Below are 18631 nucleotides of genomic sequence, written 5' to 3'. Positions count from 1 at the left end.
CTCATAAACTGATATTTTATCTCGACACATAGATTGGTTAATTGGATTAAATAGTCTCGATATTAGGATTGAACCATGTCGAATCACCACTGGTTTTCTTAATAAAAATATCAGCAAAACTCTGATTTTGATTGAGTATAACTAACTGCTCTTTGACGAGTTCTAAAATGGCTAAAAAGGTAACAACAGCACCTGCCCGTCCTTCAGAAACAGTAAAAAAATCATTAAACGCTATGTAATTAATATCATCTAGCTGAGCTAAAATTTTACTCATTCTTTCACGGGTAGATAAAGCCTCTGCTTGTATTTGATGATGTTTAAAATTATCAACCCGTTTTAAAACTTGACTGAAAGCCAATACTAAATCATTTAAATCCACATGAGTTTCAGTTTCTAGCTTCTTAGCTTGCGCTGGAATATGTGTTGTCACAGAAAAAAAGTCACGCTCTTCTCTTGGTATTTGATCTATTTCATGTGCTGCATTTTTAAAAACTTCATATTCTTTAAGCCGTTTTATCAACTCCACTCTAGGGTCAGTTTCATCATCCGTTTCGATATGGATTTTAGGTAAGAGTAATTTAGATTTAATCTCCGCTAGCATAGCCGCCATGACTAGATATTCAGCAGCCAATTCCAGATTAACGACCTTCATCACTTCCACATAGCTCATATATTGCTCTGTGATTTGAAAGATAGGCAAATCTAAAATTTCAAATTTTTGTTTTTTTATCAGATATAAAAGCAGGTCAAGTGGACCCTCGAAACTTTCTAATATAACTTCAAGCGCTTCAGGCGGAATAAACAAGTCTTCTGGCTTAACAACACGCTCGCCTTTTACATAAGCGAAAGCCAATTCTTGTTGAATTGGCTGTTGGGTTGCCTCTGTAGCTTGAACCATACTAGTCGATTTTCTTTGTTTAGCGCTATTCAAGGCTAAGCAAAAGCTGAAATATCACCATTACCTTCTCGGATAATTTCAGGCGTGTCTTCGGTCAAATCAATCACACTTGTCGGTGTTTCACCTAAATAACCACCGTGTAAAATCAAATCAACTTGGTTTTCGAGTTTATCGCGAATTTCATCTGGATCGGATTCCGTAAAATCTTGCCCAGGTAAAATCAAAGATGAGGAGAGTAAAGGCTCACCATATGCTTCTAGTAAATCTAACGCAATTTGATTATTTGGAATTCGAATACCTAAGGTTTTCTTTTTAGGGTTTTGCAATCGCTTAGGCGCTTCACGTGTTGCTTGAAAAACAAAAGTGTAAGCACCTGGTGTGTTATTCTTTAGCATTCTAAATGCTTGATTGCCAACTTTGGCATAATTAGATAATTCTGACACATCTTTACACATCAGAGTAAAGTCATGGTCTAAATCTAATTGACGAATACGACAAATCCGCTCTAATGCGGCTTTATTGCCGACGCCACAACCTATCGCATAGCCAGAGTCTGTCGGGTAAATTATAACGCCGCCGTCTTTAATAATATCAGCGGCCTGACTTAATAGTCTTTTTTGCGGGTTTTCAGGGTGGATATAAAAAAATTGACTCATCACTCACTCCTAGTGGATAAATTCATCTATTTATCTGAGTACCTAAAAATAGATGTCGCATTATATATTCTTAAGAGAAACGCTGGATTTCTTGCCAACTTGACCATACTGGGTCGACATTTTCGGGCATAGGTGCATATCGCCCTAATTCAGTATAGGGTGAAACACGGTGAAAGTCAGAGCCTGCAGAGGCTTTTAAACCTGCACTGTTAGCATATTGCGCAAGTTGGATGGTTTCATTTTTACTTTGACGAGGCAGAGCCACTTCAATTGCGTCACCGCCTAAAGCTGAAAACTCATCCACTAAGCGTCTGATCCATTTATTATTTAGCTCATATCGAGATGGGTGCGCTAGCACAGCTTGGCCACCCGCCTCTTTAATCCAATTAACTGCTTCTTCTATACTGATCCAATTCGGCGACACATAAGCTTTTTGTTTGCGACCTAAATATTTGTCAAACGCCTTTTGAATCGTATTCACTTCACCTAAGCTTAGCAAATACTTAGCAAAATGAACTCGGCTAATACATTGACCATTCGCTATTTTTTTAACTTCTTTCAAGCAATCTTTAAAACCAAACTTTTCTAATTTTTCTGCAATTCGGTGCGCTCGGTTTTCACGTGTTTCAAGTTGCTGTGAGAGTCTTTGTTGAAACTGGGCATCAGCTCGATTTACGTTCAAGCCTAAAATATGAATTTCAAAGCCATGCCACCAAGTGGATATTTCAACGCCATCAATAAGGTTTAACTTTAAACTATATTTTTCAATTGCTTGATGCGCGCTGTCTAAACCATCAATAGTATCGTGATCGGTAATAGCTAAAACATCAATATTACGGTTAGCGGCGCGAAGGACAATTTCCTCCGGCGTTAATTCGCCATCAGAGAATTTTGTATGGCAGTGTAAATCTATTATCACTTGGTATATCTTACAGAAAGGTTTAAAAACCAGTTGACTTTAACATAGATATGCGTTTCATTAGGCATACTATTTTGACAAAAACGACAAAAGAACTGAAACAAGATGAAATTGAATAACTTTTATACAATTTTAAACAACATTTGGTGGTGGCCTTCGCATTTGCGTGGCTGACTTGTATATTTTTGTCAAATCTAATACAAAAAAGCCCGCAAATAGCGGGCTTTTTTGTTGGTTTTTCGGGTAGAATATAGACCCTCTTTATATAACAAAGATAAAGAATAGAGATTAATAATAGTGAACTTTGAGTATAAAAATTTAGGCAATTGGCGATGGCGAAGCTAGTCAGCACAGAAACGCTATAAATCGAACTAAAGCGTAAGCGTTAAAACCCAAGTGTTTGATTGATTACGAGTTTAAATCGTAACCGACCAATAATTTAAGCCTGCTATCGGATGCGTAAATATTATTTAACCGCGCACAAATAAAAAGCAGCAGCCAAAACACGGTAGAGCCAAACCATGAATATAAATGTTAATACAACAAAAGTATCAACCCCGTACATAGCCGATCCTTTATCGGTTTATTCTGCCTTAGCAGATGATCACGTCAATACCCTACTGCTCGAATCTGCAGAGATAGACAGCAAGGATAATTTAAAAAGTATTTTATTACTGGATGCCAGTTTACGTATTGAATGTAATGGCAGAAGTGTTGAGTTAGTTTCACAAAATCAAAACGGCTTACAAGCATTAGCTTACATTAACCACAAACTTGCCGACTACATCAGCCAGCAAGATGAAGCCAGAACTACTTTCACTTTCCCGCATAGCGCGAATGATTTAACCGAAGATGAAAGGCTAAAGGTTGCAAACCCATTTGAAGTATTAAGAACCCTTACCGCTATGCCAAATACAGATAAAGAACATGCTGTATTTTTAGGTGGAGCCTTAGGTTACGATTTAATCGCTGTAGTAGAAGATTTACCTCAGGTTAAAGATGGCGAAAATGCCTGCCCTGATTTCTTATTCTATTTAGCAGAAACTTTACTCATTTGTGACCACCAAACACAAACAGCTGAATTAGTTCACTTTAATTATGATGAAGCGGCTAAAGACAACAACCAAGCAAATCAAGTATTGGCTAGCTACCAAGCAAAACTAAAACAAGTCAAATCTGTTGAAGATAAAACCATTACACCTGTACTGCAACAGTCGGATATTCAGGTCGATATGTCTGATGAAGATTTCTGTAATGCCGTGGTTAAGTTAAAAGAAAATATTAAACTCGGTGATATCTTTCAAGTTGTTCCATCTCGTAGTTTCAGCTTACCTTGTCCAAAGCCAATTGCAGCTTATCGCAAATTAAAGATACAAAACCCAAGTCCTTACATGTTCTATCTCAGAGATGAGAAATTTGAAATGTTCGGCGCATCACCAGAATCTGCAGTTAAATACACTAAAGATACGGATGAACTCGAAATCTATCCAATAGCAGGCACTCGCCGTAGAGGCTTTAACCCTGATGGTAGTATTAATCTTGATTTAGACAGCAGAATTGAGCAAGAGCTAAGAAGCGACAAAAAAGAGTTATCTGAGCATATGATGCTAGTGGATTTAGCCAGAAATGACGTCGCTAGAGTTTGTGAACCAGGAACTCGCTATGTATCTGATTTACAAAAAGTCGACAGATACTCATTTGTTATGCATTTGGTATCTCGAGTAAAAGGTAAATTAAGAAAAGATTTAGATGCGTTACACGCCTATCAAGCTTGTTTAAATATGGGCACCCTAGTAGGCGCGCCAAAAGTAAAAGCAGCAAGTTTGATTCGACAAGTCGAACAAAAACGTCGTGGTAGCTATGGCGGGGCTGTTGGCTATGTAACAGGTAAAGGGGATATGGATACCTGCATTGTCATTAGAAGTGCTTTTGTGCAAAACCAAAAGGCTTATATTCAAGCTGGTGCTGGCGTTGTTTATGACTCAATTCCTCAATCAGAAGCAGACGAAACTCGAAGCAAAGCACAAGCTGTATTAAATGCGATTATTAGCTCACAGGAGGTTATCTAATGTCAGTTTTAAGCCAAGCGAAACAAACCACTATTTTCTTATTAGATAATTTCGACTCTTTCACTTACAACCTAGTAGATGAATTAAAAACCCTAGGTTATGAGCTAATTGTTTACCGTAACAGTGTGGCAGCTAAAGTGATTTTTGATAAAATGCAAGCTTGTCCAAACAATACAATATTAATGTTATCACCTGGTCCAGGTAATCCTCAGCAAGCAGGCTGCATGCTTGAACTGATTCAACTGGCTAAAGGCAAATACCCAATAATAGGCATTTGCTTAGGGCATCAAGCCATAGTTGAAGCTTATGGCGGTGAAGTTGGCGGCACAGGTGAAATCGTTCATGGAAAAGCCTCTTTAGTCGATCACACAAACCACAGGGTTTTTGATGGTTTATCTAATCCACTTTCAGTTGCACGTTACCATTCACTGATGGCAACAAAAGTGCCTGACTCATTAGAAGTGATTGCTGAAGTGAATGATATTCCTATGGCGGTTGTCCACGAAGCAGATAAAGTAATTGGTTTCCAATTTCATCCTGAAAGTATATTAACTACCTTCGGCTCAAAATTATTAAAACAAAGCTTAGACTTTTTAAGCGAAGCAGTCTCAGATTCAGCAAGGAAATAATCATGACGACAAATGCCCCTAATGAATTTATTAATAACGTATTAGCTGCAAAAGATTCAGACCAAGGCGTTAGCTTTGAGTTTTTTAACCAAGTCATGCTAGGTCAAGTCGATCCACTTGTGCTAGCTGCGGTACTAGGCGGTCTAAAAGTTAAAGGTGAGAAGCCAGAAGAAGTAGCTGGCGCGGCCCAAGCCATGCGTGAAAATGCATTAGCATTTAATCGACCTGATTACTCGATTGCAGATAGTTGCGGTACAGGTGGTGATGGTGCAGATACCATAAATATCAGTACCACAGCGGCAATCGTAGCCGCAAGCTGTGGTATCAAAATGACTAAACACGGTAACCGTAGCGTTTCTAGTAAATCTGGATCATCTGATTTGCTTGAAGGATTAGGTATTAATTTAACCCCAAGTCCAGAGCAAGCTCGTAAATGTTTAGATGACGCTGGTATTTGCTTCTTTTTTGCACCTCAATACCATGCTGGTGTCAAGCATGCTATGCCGGTTCGTCAAGCACTTAAAACCCGAACCATATTCAATATTTTGGGTCCATTAGCGAACCCTGCAGCGCCAGATATTCAATTGCTTGGCGTTTATAGCCCAGAGTTAATGCGCCCCGTTGCAGAAACTCTCAATAAGTTAGGGACTCAACGCGCCATGATAGTTCATGGTTCGGGCTTAGATGAAATTGCGATTCATGGTGAAACGCTAGTTTGCGAAGTGAACCAAGGACAAATTTCTGAGTATAAACTCACTCCTGCTGATTTTGGTTTTAATACTAGAAGCCTAATCGACATTAAAGGTGATACACCTGAAGTTAATAAACAAATTTGCCTTGATATGTTATCTGGTAATGGTCAACAAGCTCATTTAGAAGCGGTTGCTGTTAACGTATCTGCATTATTAGTTATGTCAGGTAAAGCAGATAACTTTGAGCAAGGTGCTCAAATTGCACTCGATGCGATGAATTCAGGCAAAGCAAAATCAACATTAGAAAAATTTGTGGAGTTGTCAAATGGCTAATGTCTTAGAGAAAATTTGTGCAGATAAAGCACAGGAATTAATCCAGCAAAAATTAGACATGCCACTTGATACTTTTATAGATGGCTTAACTAAGTCGGATAGAAGTTTATTTGATAACCTTTCTAAACCAGAAGCCGGATTTATTTTAGAGTGTAAAAAAGCGAGTCCATCTAAAGGGTTAATTCGCCCTGTCTTTGATTTAGATGAGATTATTTCAGCTTATCAACCTTATGCAGCTGGCATTTCGGTATTAACCGATAAAAAGTACTTCCAAGGAGATCATAAATATTTACAGTACGTGCGTGAACGCGTGACTCAGCCTTGTATCTGTAAAGATTTCTTTATCGAGCCTTATCAAGTTCACCTTGCCCGCTATTACGGTGCTGATGTTATCTTATTGATGTTGTCCGTATTAAATGACGAGCAATACATAGAGCTTGCTGAACTTGCTAATTTTTATGCGTTAGATATTTTAACTGAAGTATCTAACCAAGAAGAATTAGATAGAGCAATAACATTAAAAGCGAAGATCATAGGCATCAATAATCGTAACCTAAGGGATTTATCAACCAACTTAGAAACGACTAAACAACTAGCACCTCTGATCCGCGAAAAATGCCCTAAAGATACAGTTGTTGTTTCGGAATCAGGTATCTACACTCATGACCATGTTTCTGAGTTATCAAACTTTGCGGATGGTTTTCTCGTTGGTAGTTCCATTATGGCGCAAGCCGATTTACCAAAAGCCGTTCATAAACTCATAGTTGGTGAAAATAAAGTTTGTGGTTTAAAAACGCCACAAAGTGCGCAGCTTGCTAAACAAGCAGGCGCTGTATATGGCGGCCTGATTTTTGTTGAAAAATCACCTCGCTGTGTCGACGAAGCCAGCGCAAAAACAATAATAGAAGCAGAGCCTGAGCTTGAATACGTTGGTGTGTTTGTAAATGCGCCTGTACTAAAAATAGCAGATACAGTGAAAGCACTAAATCTTGCAGCGGTTCAGCTTCACGGTGATGAAGACCAAGGCTATATAGACAAGCTTAAAACTAAATTAGCCGATTCAGTGCAAATCTGGAAAGCGCATAATATTGCTGAATCTGCTTTGTCTCAATTAGATAAAATCGATCGCTGGTTACTTGACTCTGGCAACAGCCAAAATCGAGGCGGCACTGGTGAAGCTTTTGATTGGCAATTAATTAAAACTTGTAATAACAAGATCCCTTTTATGTTGGCAGGTGGCATAACGCCGGACAATGCTAAACAAGCGGCTAAATTAGGCGCGATAGGTTTAGATTTAAATTCAGGGGTGGAAGACTCACCCGGCATCAAATCAGCAAGTAAACTCTCTGCTGCATTTGCCGCACTCAGAAAATATTAGAATTATTCGAGGAAATTATGACAACACAGCCTGAAGAGATGCAAAAACCGCATCTAGATGCTTACTTTGGTGAATTTGGCGGTATGTTTGTGCCAGAATTACTCGTGCCTGCACTTGAGCAATTAGAGCAAGAGTTTATCAAATCACAAAATGATCCTGAGTTTCAAAAAGAATTCGAAAAGTTATTAAATGAATACGCAGGTCGACCAACGCCTTTAACCCTAACCCGTAATTTTTCACCAAACCCCTTGGCTAAAATTTACTTAAAACGTGAAGATTTACTCCATGGTGGTGCGCATAAAACTAACCAAGTTTTAGGCCAAGCCTTATTAACTAAACGTATGGGCAAAAAGCGAGTAATTGCTGAAACTGGTGCTGGTCAACACGGTGTAGCGACTGCCCTAGCCTGTGCTTTACTTGGCTTAGAATGCCGAATTTATATGGGTGCAAAAGATTGCGAGCGCCAACAGCCAAACGTTTTCAGAATGAAACTTATGGGGGCAGAAATTATCCCAGTGACAGCCGGCTCAGGTACTTTAAAAGATGCAGTTAACGAAGCACTTCGTGATTGGTCTGCAACTTACGAAGACAGCCATTATTTACTTGGCACAGCAGCAGGCCCGCATCCATTCCCGACACTAGTACGTGAATTTCAAAAAATGATCGGTGAAGAAGCAAAAGAACAAATTGTTAAAGCCGAAGGTAGATTACCTGATTATGTATTAGCTTGTGTTGGCGGTGGTTCAAATGCAATTGGTATGTTTAATGACTTTATTAAAGAAGAAAGCGTTAAATTAGTCGGGGTTGAACCTGGCGGCCATGGTTTACATACACTAAAACACGGTGCAACTATCTGTAAAGGGACTAAAGGTATTTTACACGGTGCAGTCACCTACATAATGCAAGATGAATTTGGTCAAATAGAAGAATCTTATTCTGTCTCTGCTGGCCTAGACTACCCTGCTGTTGGGCCTCAACATGCGTATTTACATGCAACAGGTCGAGCTGAATATGTTGCAGCAACAGATAAAGAAGCATTAGATGCATTCCAAAAACTATGCCGCAGCGAAGGGATTATACCTGCGTTAGAATCTTCGCACGCATTAGCTCACGCGCATAAATTAGCTGAAGCCGCAACAGAAGAAACCATTATAGTGGTTAACTTATCTGGCCGAGGTGATAAAGATTTAGCACACGTATCAAAAGTATTAGAACAAGGTGGTCATTATGAGTAGTAGATACCAAAAGCTATTCCAAGATTTAACAGCTAAAAAGCAAGGGGCTTTTGTACCATTTGTTACCATTGGCGATCCTAACTTAGAACTCTCGTTTGAGATTATTAAAGCACTGATAGATAACGGAGCAGACGCACTTGAATTAGGGATCCCTTATTCAGATCCGGTTGCGGATGGACCAACGATTCAAAGTGCGAATATTCGTGCAATTGCAGCTAACGTAATGCCACCAGATTGTATGGATATACTCAAACGAATTCGAGAATATAACGCAGATATTCCAATTGGCTTATTACTCTACAGCAACATAGTTTTTGCTAAGGGGATTAATCAGTTCTACCAAACTGCCAATGAAATTGGAATAGATTCAGTATTAATTGCAGATGTGCCAGTAAGAGAAAGTGCGCCATTTGTTAAAGCGGCTAATGATAATAATGTAGATGCTATTTTCATCGCGCCACCGAATGGTAGTGAAACCTTATTAAAGCATGTTGCTGAACAAGGTTCTGGCTATACCTACTTACTCAGCCGAGCTGGTGTAACAGGCACAGAAACAGTTGCTTCTATGCCAATTGATAGCGTGATAAATGCACTTAAATCTTACAATGCGCCACCAACATTATTAGGCTTTGGTATATCTAAACCTGAGCATGTTAGTGAAGCCATTAAAAATGGTGCCGATGGTGCAATAAGCGGCTCTGCAACGGTCAAAATTATTGAAAATAATTTAGATAATCCAGCTAAATTATTGGCTGAAATCGCAGAGTTTACTAAATCAATGAAAGCAGCGACGCAATACTAGTCGCTGCAATTTTAAACTGACTGAAAGCAGATAAATTATGCAAAATATGTTCGACCTATTTCACCTGATCGTATTTTTCGCCGTTTACAAAACGGTTGATATATATGCGGCGACTGGGGCATTAATTGCTTCAACAGCAGTCCATGTCGGTTATGAATGGTTCAAAACCAAGCAACTCCCTAAAAAACAATTTTATTTATTTTTAATTGTATTAGTGATGGGTGGTATGACGATTTACTTCCAAGATGATGCTTTTATTAAATGGAAAGTGACTGTAGTAAATCTAATTTTTGCGGTTGGTATTTTTGTCAGTCAAGCCTTCTTTAAAGTAAGTCCAATGCAGAAAATGCTAGGCAAAGAAATGAAATTAACCGATCAATTATGGGCAAAGATTTCATATGCTTGGGCTGCATTTTTCGCGGCTATCGCTGCGCTTAATTTATATATTGCTTACAACTTTTCACAAGATTTTTGGGTCAACTTTAAAATGTTTGGCTTAATGGGTCTAACCTTTGTCTTTGGTATTTTAACCGTGTTGTATATCTACCCGCACTTGCCAAAAGATGAAGAAAAACAAGAGGAAAAATCATAGTGTTATACGTTATTTCTGGCCAAGATGTAGAAAACAGCTTGCCACTACGTAAAAAATCAAGAGCTGCACACATAGATAGATTACAAGCATTAAGAGACGCTGGTAAACTCATTCTTGCTGGACCAAATCCAGCGATTGATGCTGAAGACCCAGCAGAAGCTGGCTTTACAGGTTCAACTATAGTTGCTGAATTTGATTCGTTAGAAGCTGCAAAAGCATGGGCTGATGCCGATCCTTATATTGAAGCTGGTGTTTATAAAGAAGTGTCAGTTAAACCATTCAAACGCGCCTTTTAATACAAAGGCGTAATACTTATATAGCCGGAATTCAGGCTAAATAAATGGCAGACTCAATTTATATGCGCTGCCATTTATTTTTTCCAAATTTGAAGCAATATAGGTTTCTAAAACAAAACGACGGATAAGGTAAATACAAAGACACAGAAATTAAAACTTTAGGTAGTAATCTCGGCAAAGTGTTTTATATTCACTTGTATATTGATTTTGCTCATCATAAATCACAAGCGATTCAATTATAGGCTTAGTGATTTCCATCCGACTAAACCTGAGACAAACTCTTTTTACCTCTTGCTCTATCATTTTAGGTTTTATTTTAACTAGATGGCTTAAAAACAAATTTGATTGGAGAGCCGCCTGTTTAATTTCAGATAAACAAGTGTATGGCGCGACCATTTCAAACACACCATGCGAGTTTAACAACCTAGACGCATTTAAAAACAAAGCTTGCCAGCTTAAATGCTGCGTATGGCGGGCATAAGATTTGTTTTTATTGTCAGGTTTAATGCCCGAGAAATAAGGCGGATTCGAAATAATCCAATCATAAAAATTGTCTGGGTTAAACTGGTTAATATCTTGCTGCTTAGCTTGGATCCTGTGTGAAAACTTTGACGCTTGAATATTTTCCAATGTTTGCAAATAGGCGACTTCAGCAATATCAATCGCATCAAGCATTACCGTTTCATCTGTTTTTTGTGCCAGCATTAAAGATAAAATGCCGCTACCACTGCCGATATCAAGTATCTGAGCCTGTTTACCTAACTGATTTGCTTGGCTCCAACTGCCCAAAATCAAGCTATCTGTATTGACTCTAAGCCCAACATTATCCTGTCGAATGATAAATTGCTTACAACGAAAAGAAGACATAAAACTAGTGTTTAGCCTTAAGCTTATATCCCCCACCACCTGGGGTTAATATTTTAAGTCTATCGCCATTTGATACAGAGAAATGACAATTGCTAGCTAAATTGATCTCTTCGCCTGTTTTCTTAAAGAGTATATTTGAACCAGTAGAGCCATTAGCTGCACCATTTAACCCAGCTGGTGCCACAATGCGACTATTGCTTAATATGTTAACTTCTAAATCGGTTAAAAATTCTAATTCGCGAATTAAGCCATTGCCGCCATTAACTTGGCCTTGACCACCTGACTTTTCACGGATTAAAAAATTACGAATAACCACAGGCATGCGCTGTTCAATAATTTCAGGATCTGTAAGTCTAGAGTTCGTCATATGGCTATGTACGGCATCTGTGCCTGAGTACAGTTCACCATTTAGAAGCTTACCAGCCCCAGTACCACCTGCTATGGTTTCATAATATTGATAGGTTTGATTACCAAATGATAAGTTATTCATAGTGGTTTGTGAGCCTGACTGTACGTCCAGTGCCAATAATAAAGAAGTCACAATAGCTTGTGAAACCTCAACATTACCCGCAACAACAGCCGCCGGATAAACAGGCGATAACATGCTAGCTTGCTCAACAATCACGTCTAACGGCCTCATACAACCCGCATTTAACGGCATAGGTTTATCGACTAAACACCTAAATACATAAATCACTGCAGCATCGACGACAGATCTAGGAGCGTTGAAATTAGAAGCTTGCTGCGCTGAGGTGCCCGTAAAATCGATGACAGCTTTAGGTCGCTTTAATTCTGATTGTATCAATTTAATTGATACCTTAATTTGAGATTGATTGTCTAGTGCTAAACAATATTCTCCATCTTTTAATTGGTTCAACGCATTTTCAACCGCTAACTCACCATTGTCTAAAATAGCATTCATAAGCGCTTGTATATAAGCTTCTGAATGTGCTTGAGTTAAACTAATTAGAGCTTGTTCACCGGTTAGGTTAGCCGCTAATTGTGCCGCTAAATCTGCGATATTTTGTTCAATATTTCTGGCGGGAAATTCTCCCTGTTGAAATAATTGCTTAATTTTTTGTAAATCTAGCTGATGATTTTCAGCAACTATTTCACCTGAAAATAAAATCCCTTCTTGATTAATATTTTGACTATTTGCAGGCATAGAACCTGGCGTTATGCCACCAACATCTGCATGGTGTGCTCGCGAGGCAATATAATAACTAGGCGTGGTAAACTCAGGTAAAAAAACAGGCGTCACTAAGGTCAAATCAGGTAAATGCGTGCCGCCAGCATATGGTGAATTAATTAAAAAGCTCTGACCTGCTTGCATATTTGTGTTCTGCTCAATCACAGATAAAACAGAATGTGACATTGAACCTAAATGAACTGGGACATGTGGTGCATTAGCAATCAGCTCACCCGATTTATTAAATAAAGCGCAGGAAAAATCAAGCCTTTCTTTTATGTTAACCGAGTGTGCTGTTTTTGCTAGTTTCAGTCCCATTTGCTCTGCTATCGACATAAATAAATTATTAAACATCTCAAGCTTAATAGGATTAATTTGCATACTAGACTGCTGCTCTTGAACCAGATCATGAGTCTTTGTACTGGTATGCTTTGTTAACCTGAGCACAAGGTTATCAATTACTTCGGCCTGCCATCCTTGCTCTATATAATTAGTACCCGTTTTTTCTACAATTAGAGCTGGGCCCGAAATTGTTTGACCAACTGTAAGTTCATCTCTGTAATAGACAAATTCAGCGTTAATGTCTGGTTTGGTAAATGATTCAACACTAGAGATTTTAGTTAGCTTTTGCCCTTCATCTAATCTATGTTCAATCGAAATGGCATCGAGCACTAGATCTGCATGACTTAGATAACCGAACTCTTTTAAATGTGCTTGTTCGAAATCAGCTTTCATTTGCTCAAACTGAGAAAATGGCACTTCTAATCTAACTTCAGCGCCTTGGTATTTCACAAGTGCAATTAAATGTTCAGATAAAGGGTTAGCTTGTTGTGAAGTATTAAACTGGGTTAATTTTTGTTTATGTGTTTTTCTAATTGGCTCTAAATAAGGCTCAATGCGCTCGTAGCTTGCATCAATCAGCGGTAACTGAATACTTATTTCACTCATCAGCCCTTGTTCAGCTAAGCCAATACCAAACGCTGACAACACACCAGCATAAGGATGAATTAAAATAGTGTTCATTTCTAACGAATCGGCAATTAGGCATGCGTGCTGCCCGCCTGCTCCACCGAAGCTGGATAACGCATAATCAGCTAAATCATAGCCACGTTGGGTAGAAATTTTTCTCACCGCATTCGCCATATTCTCTACTGCGAGCTCTATAAACCCTTGCGCAATTTGCTCGACTGACATGTCTAACTTATCAGCTTTTAACGCCTGTTGAATTTCAATAATTCTCTGCAATGAGGCTTGTGGATCTATGGCTAAATTGGCATTTTTACCAAATACTTTGGGGAAAATTTCTGGCTGAAGCTTTCCAATCACCAAATTACAATCTGTAACTGTGAGTGGACCGCCATTTCGATAACAAGCAGGTCCAGGTGACGCCCCCGCAGATTCAGGTCCAACTTGAAAGCGACCATCTAGGTACTGGCAAATTGAGCCACCACCCGCTGCTACTGTGTGAATATCCATTACAGGGGCAGAAATTCTAACGCCCGCTATCTCGTTGTGATAACTGCGCTCTAATTCCCCAGCATAGTGAGAAACATCAGTTGAAGTGCCTCCCATATCAAACCCAATAATTTTGTTGTAACCGGCTTGGTGGCATGTTTTAACCGCGCCAACAATGCCCCCTGCGGGTCCGGATAAAATAGCATCTTTACCATTAAATTGATTCGCAACGGCTAATGCGCCATTTGATTGCATAAAAAATAAAGGAACATCTTCCAACGCCTGCGCTATTTGTTGCACATATGCCTGCATCACAGGTGTTAAATAGGCATCAACAACGGCTGTATCGCCTCTAGGGATTAGCTTGATCGTTTGACTTGCTTGATGCGATAACGAAATTTGCTCAAACCCAACTTGCCTAGCAATCAGTTCAAGCGCTTGTTCATGTTGAGGGTTTTTCCATGAATGGATTAAGACAATCGCGATAGAGCGATAACCTTGATGGTATAGGTTTTCGAATTGAACTCTAGCTTGGCTAACATCTAAAGCTTGTTCAATCTCGCCTGAGACTAATATTCGTTCGTTAATTTCAACAACATCAGAATAAAGTAATTCGGGTAAATCGATTTTTAGAGCAAATATATCTGGTCTATTTTGATTCGCAATTCTAAGCGCATCTTTAAAGCCTTTAGTGATAGCTAATGCAGTCGTCTCACCTTTACGTTCGAGTAAAGCGTTGGTTGCAACTGTTGTTCCGACTTTTACAGATTCAATCTCGCCAGTTGGTATAGCTTGCTCATATGACAAGCCGAGTATATCTCGAATACCTTGAATTGCAGAGTTAGTATACTGCTCTGGAATGACAGATAATAACTTATGAGTGACCTGCTGACCACTCGGTGACAGCGCTACTATATCCGTAAATGTGCCACCCCTATCAACCCAAAATTGCCAACCAGTCAAAATTAACTCCAATTACTTAATATTAAACTGATTTAATTATACCAATTTAGCTGTAACTAATTCAGAATTAATTCTAAATATCCACTTTCAACTTCATAACGAGTAAAAAAACAGCAAACGATTCAAAACATTAAAAAAATACTTGATTAGAGACTATCGAGTCTATATTATCACCGCCGTTCCACAAAATCTAAATGCGTCCTTAGCTCAGTTGGTTAGAGCACCACCTTGACATGGTGGGGGTCGGTAGTTCGAGTCTACTAGGACGCACCATTCTTAAAGGCTTTCAGTCGAAGTACTTAATATCAAAACTCTCATACAATATAATTTGTGGTCGTTCTGTGGCAACAAAAATCGATTCGGTTTAATAAAATCTCGTATATTCACCACATATTCAATTTAGTTTTAATAGCTGGTTTCTAAGTTACCAAACCTTAAATAGCTCACTACTTCTTGTTAGTTACTGTTCGTTTAAACGTAGAAATAACCTCTGATTTTTGTACAGGATTTTAATGTCGTCCTACATAATCAAAAATAGCGGACGTTGCCGCTATTTTTTACTTCATCTGCTAGGTTGTGAATAAGTGGTTGGCATTAATAGGTTTTTTAAATTAGAATTATCCTAATTTAAAAAAGAACGGACGGATTAGAGTTGGTTTAGCCGTTCAATATAATGTTATGTGGTTAAGGAGAGTTACGAGTGATATTGAAAGTTTTATTTCCAATTGTGATGTTAATAGCATTAAGTATTGAGTCGTATAAAGCCTTTAAAAATGATGCTGTAGACAAATTTTTTAATTTTTCTATGATTTGGACAGGTATTGCTTTAGTTAGTTTCTGCTTCAGCGTAATGATGTTTACAGTATTAGAGGTGATTTTGGGGTTAGTTCTAGGATTAATCTGTTTTGCTTCAATTTACATCTCAATGAAGTTTAAGAATGCTGTAAAAACCACATAATCGGGTAGCCGAGGGTATCTAGCCCTCAGCCCCCACAACACCCTGCATGCGGCTCCGCACAGGGCGTTTCATCTAACAATTACCCGTTAGGATAATTGACTTTGATCCACCCATCTCTAAGTGAATATAGACCTTCAGATTTTAGATACTTCAATCCTAAAGCCTGTTGAATACCAGGTGTTTTTGAACTGCGCCAAGGCCCCTTACTTGTGATCCCACAAGCAACGGCTGCTTGCACATGCACACCCCGTTTCATCAAATTTCTGACTTTGGTTCTGGGTTTTCGCCATTGTCGCCAGTAACACATTCTAACCCTGCGCCTGATCCAGTGATCTAAGTCAACACACTGCTGGTATGCATTTGCAATTCCGTAGTAGTTGATCCAACCTCTTAAATATTGGCTTAATTTGAACAGCTGATAGTGCATACTCACGCCCCAGTTTCGGTTTGTTAAGATACGCACTTGTTGTTTAAATTTATGCAGTGTTTTGTCATGCCATTTGATTAATCCACGTTTAAAGGTAAATCCTAAAAATTTACTCTGTGTGGTTTTAACCACCTGACTTTTATCTGTGTTGACTAACAATTTGAGCTTGGTTTCAAGGAATCGAGTGACACTGGCAAGGACGCGTTCACCCGCACGTTTTGATTTTACTAAAATGATAAAATCATCTGCATAGCGGGCGAATTTATGGCCTCGTTTTTCCAATTCTTTGTCTAAATCGTCCAACATAATATTGGATAATAAAGGCGAAAGTGGACCACCTTGTGGCACACCTTCTAAACTTGGAACTAAAGTGCCATTGTCGTCAATTCCAGCTCTCAAATAGCAACCAACGAGTTTAAGCAAGCGTTTATCTTTGATATGACGTGATAAATTTCTCATCAGTAAGTCGTGATTGACTCTATCAAAGAACTTCGACAAATCGACATCTACCGCAATATTGCGTTTAGATTTAATGATTTGTTGTACTTGTCTTACTGCTTGTTGGCCGTTACGATATGGCAGCAAACTATCTAGACAGGCACTGATAGAAAACAATTAAATCAATAGGTTATGGTTTATCTTGTTTCTATTCTTATCATTTGCATATTCACTTTGAACGATTTGTCGGTGAAGCTACCCCTTATCACTGAGATTGTGTATTTAGCTCAAATTTTAGGTGTTTTAGAGATGCTACAGACGGTTAATCCTGAATTACAGGTACGACTCATTCTCAAATTGATTTGATTGCTTGTTGCTTTAGAGCAGCCTGTTTATTAGATAATAGCTAGGTGGGCGTTGCGCTTCACTGTCTTAAGCCTTTAACCCGTTTTAATTGATGACACACAAACTATCTAGACAGGCACTGATAGAAAACAATTAAATCAATAGGTTATGGTTTATCTTGTTTCTATTCTTATCATTTGGCTTATTCACTTTTAACGATTTGTCGGTGAAGCTACTACTTATCACTGAGATTGTGTATTTAGCTCAATTAATAAGTGTTTTAGAGGTGCTATCGGTTGTTAATTCTGAATTACAGGTACTGAGCATTCTCAAATTGATTTGATTGATTGTTGCTTTAGAGCAGCCTGTTTATTAGATAATAGCTAGGTGGGCGTGGCGCTTCACTGTCTTAAGCCTTTAACCCGTTTTAATTGATGGTTTTTAGCGTAAGTTTGCAACTGAAACCTTTGACCAACTGAATGGCTATATTGATTTTCTATTCCGGTTGAAAAGGCTAACCAATCTTCATCTGTTAATCCGAGTCTTTGGATTATTGAAGGAGTATTTAGTGAGATAAAGCCTCGTTTATCTTGTCTGATTTGTCGACCAGTCCAATCGACGAGTTCTAAATAATCAATTAATGAAAATGGAATATGACTGTTACTGCGCTTAAAGTTGGGTACAGACTCATTATTGGCTTTAACAAAAGGTAATAACTGAGCTGGTGCGATAGCGGTTAAATTGTCATTAGGTGTAGCTGTTTTATGTTTTTGAGAACCGTCTTTATTTTGATGATTATCGGTTTCTACTGCTTTTGGTAAAATGCCTAACCTTTGTTGAATAGAAGTGAAATCAGAGTTTTCTGGTGTATCTGCCATTTTGGCTCTAATTGGGTTTAAATCAACATAAGCCATACAGGCTAAAACAGTGACATCATCTAATAAAGCTTGAGACTTAAACCGACCTTCCCAAAAGTGACCTTTACACTTGTCTTCTAAATTAGCTTGTCTGGCAATAAACTCATTTAAAAAACGCATAAACCAAGAAATACTCGTTAAACGCTGGCGATAATCTTTAACACAATCATTCACGACCATTAATTCGCTTTCGGTTAAAGTTTTACCTTGCTGCTTAGCCTGTAAATAACGGACCACAATAGGTTTAGGCTGACACAAGGTATGCCAACGAGATAAAACCTCATTAGGACTTAAAGCATCCGCGGCATCTGTATTGACTCTTAAAACTATGTGATAGTGATTACTCATAACGGCATAAGCAGCTACATCTATGGTGAAAATAGCAGCAAGCTTTTGAATACGTTCAACTAACCAAACTTTTCTATGTTCAAAGCTCTTTTTAGTGGTTTTATCATAGCCACACAAATAACTACGCCTGACACAGCGCGCAATGCAATGATAATAAGGGGTATCAGATAATGATATTAAACTGCTTCTGGGTTTGGCCATAAGATAACTGTGTTTATAGGGCTA

Annotated in this window: 14 protein-coding genes, 1 tRNA gene, 1 pseudogene and 1 other annotated feature; of the genes and pseudogenes, 9 read left to right on the top strand and 7 right to left on the bottom strand. The window is 38.6% G+C overall.

Going from position 1 to position 18631, the window contains the following annotated elements; all coding sequences use genetic code 11:
• Positions 1-46 precede the first annotated feature (46 nt).
• The 3 genes from XM47_RS09405 to XM47_RS09395 form a co-directional block, all read right to left on the bottom strand.
• Complete coding sequence (locus XM47_RS09405) at positions 47-931, bottom strand: segregation and condensation protein A (protein ID WP_342669142.1); 885 nt, start codon at positions 929-931, stop codon at positions 47-49.
• A gap of 2 nt (positions 932-933) precedes the next feature.
• The gene (locus XM47_RS09400; RefSeq protein WP_048691939.1) at positions 934-1554 is read right to left on the bottom strand and encodes an L-threonylcarbamoyladenylate synthase; all 621 of its coding nucleotides are present in this window, start codon (positions 1552-1554) and stop codon (positions 934-936) included.
• Positions 1555-1624: 70 nt separating this feature from the next.
• On the bottom strand, positions 1625-2473 hold the full coding sequence (locus XM47_RS09395; protein ID WP_048691938.1) for a PHP domain-containing protein: 849 nt from the start codon (positions 2471-2473) through the stop codon (positions 1625-1627).
• Between the two features lie 138 nt (positions 2474-2611).
• Positions 2612-2705 (top strand) — a sequence feature (Trp leader region).
• A 289-nt stretch (positions 2706-2994) separates the two neighbouring features.
• Here XM47_RS09395 and XM47_RS09390 point away from each other — a divergent pair.
• The 8 genes from XM47_RS09390 to XM47_RS09355 are packed head-to-tail and all read left to right on the top strand — an operon-like array spanning position 2995 to position 10499.
• Complete coding sequence (locus tag XM47_RS09390) at positions 2995-4542, top strand: anthranilate synthase component 1 (RefSeq protein WP_048691935.1); 1548 nt, start codon at positions 2995-2997, stop codon at positions 4540-4542.
• Positions 4542-5171 (top strand): aminodeoxychorismate/anthranilate synthase component II, encoded by a 630-nt coding sequence (locus XM47_RS09385; protein WP_048691933.1) that lies wholly within the window; start codon positions 4542-4544, stop codon positions 5169-5171. The genes XM47_RS09390 and XM47_RS09385 overlap by 1 nt, the downstream gene beginning before the upstream one ends.
• 2 nt (positions 5172-5173) lie before the next feature.
• Entirely contained in the window at positions 5174-6196 is a 1023-nt protein-coding gene (gene trpD, locus XM47_RS09380) for an anthranilate phosphoribosyltransferase (protein ID WP_078061876.1), read from the top strand.
• A complete protein-coding gene (trpCF, locus tag XM47_RS09375; RefSeq protein ID WP_048691931.1) occupies positions 6189-7574 on the top strand; it encodes a bifunctional indole-3-glycerol-phosphate synthase TrpC/phosphoribosylanthranilate isomerase TrpF in 1386 nt (461 codons plus the stop codon). The genes trpD and trpCF overlap by 8 nt, the downstream gene beginning before the upstream one ends.
• Before the next feature lie 38 nt (positions 7575-7612).
• Positions 7613-8809 (top strand): tryptophan synthase subunit beta, encoded by a 1197-nt coding sequence (trpB, locus tag XM47_RS09370; protein WP_048692199.1) that lies wholly within the window; start codon positions 7613-7615, stop codon positions 8807-8809.
• Positions 8802-9611 carry a tryptophan synthase subunit alpha gene (trpA, locus tag XM47_RS09365; RefSeq protein WP_048691929.1) on the top strand — a complete coding sequence of 270 codons (810 nt, stop codon included), beginning with the start codon at positions 8802-8804 and terminating at the stop codon, positions 9609-9611. The genes trpB and trpA overlap by 8 nt, the downstream gene beginning before the upstream one ends.
• 37 nt (positions 9612-9648) lie before the next feature.
• Positions 9649-10203: a septation protein A gene (locus XM47_RS09360; protein ID WP_048691927.1), complete on the top strand. Its 555-nt coding sequence runs from the start codon at positions 9649-9651 to the stop codon at positions 10201-10203.
• Positions 10203-10499 (top strand): YciI family protein, encoded by a 297-nt coding sequence (locus tag XM47_RS09355; RefSeq protein WP_048691925.1) that lies wholly within the window; start codon positions 10203-10205, stop codon positions 10497-10499. Before XM47_RS09360 ends, XM47_RS09355 begins: the two co-directional genes overlap by 1 nt.
• 150 nt (positions 10500-10649) lie before the next feature.
• On the opposite strand, the gene XM47_RS09350 is transcribed toward XM47_RS09355, so the two are convergent.
• Entirely contained in the window at positions 10650-11366 is a 717-nt protein-coding gene (locus tag XM47_RS09350) for a tRNA1(Val) (adenine(37)-N6)-methyltransferase (RefSeq protein ID WP_048691921.1), read from the bottom strand.
• 4 nt (positions 11367-11370) lie between these two features.
• On the bottom strand, positions 11371-14973 hold the full coding sequence (locus tag XM47_RS09345) for a hydantoinase B/oxoprolinase family protein (RefSeq protein WP_048691920.1): 3603 nt from the start codon (positions 14971-14973) through the stop codon (positions 11371-11373).
• Positions 14974-15169: 196 nt separating this feature from the next.
• On the opposite strand from XM47_RS09345, the gene XM47_RS09340 reads away from it, so the two are divergent.
• Positions 15170-15246: transfer RNA gene (locus XM47_RS09340), tRNA-Val, on the top strand.
• Between the two features lie 764 nt (positions 15247-16010).
• Here XM47_RS09340 and XM47_RS09330 read toward each other — a convergent pair.
• Positions 16011-16937, bottom strand: a pseudogene (locus XM47_RS09330) (reverse transcriptase domain-containing protein); the annotation flags it as partial.
• A gap of 605 nt (positions 16938-17542) precedes the next feature.
• Complete coding sequence (locus XM47_RS09325) at positions 17543-18607, bottom strand: transposase (RefSeq protein WP_077066525.1); 1065 nt, start codon at positions 18605-18607, stop codon at positions 17543-17545.
• Between the last annotated feature and the right edge of the window lie 24 nt (positions 18608-18631).

The organism is Catenovulum maritimum, from assembly GCF_001050375.1.
GTDB lineage: Bacteria > Pseudomonadota > Gammaproteobacteria > Enterobacterales > Alteromonadaceae > Catenovulum > Catenovulum maritimum.
Note: the sequence above shows the minus strand (reverse complement) of the source record. Positions and strands in the feature narration are given on the sequence as shown.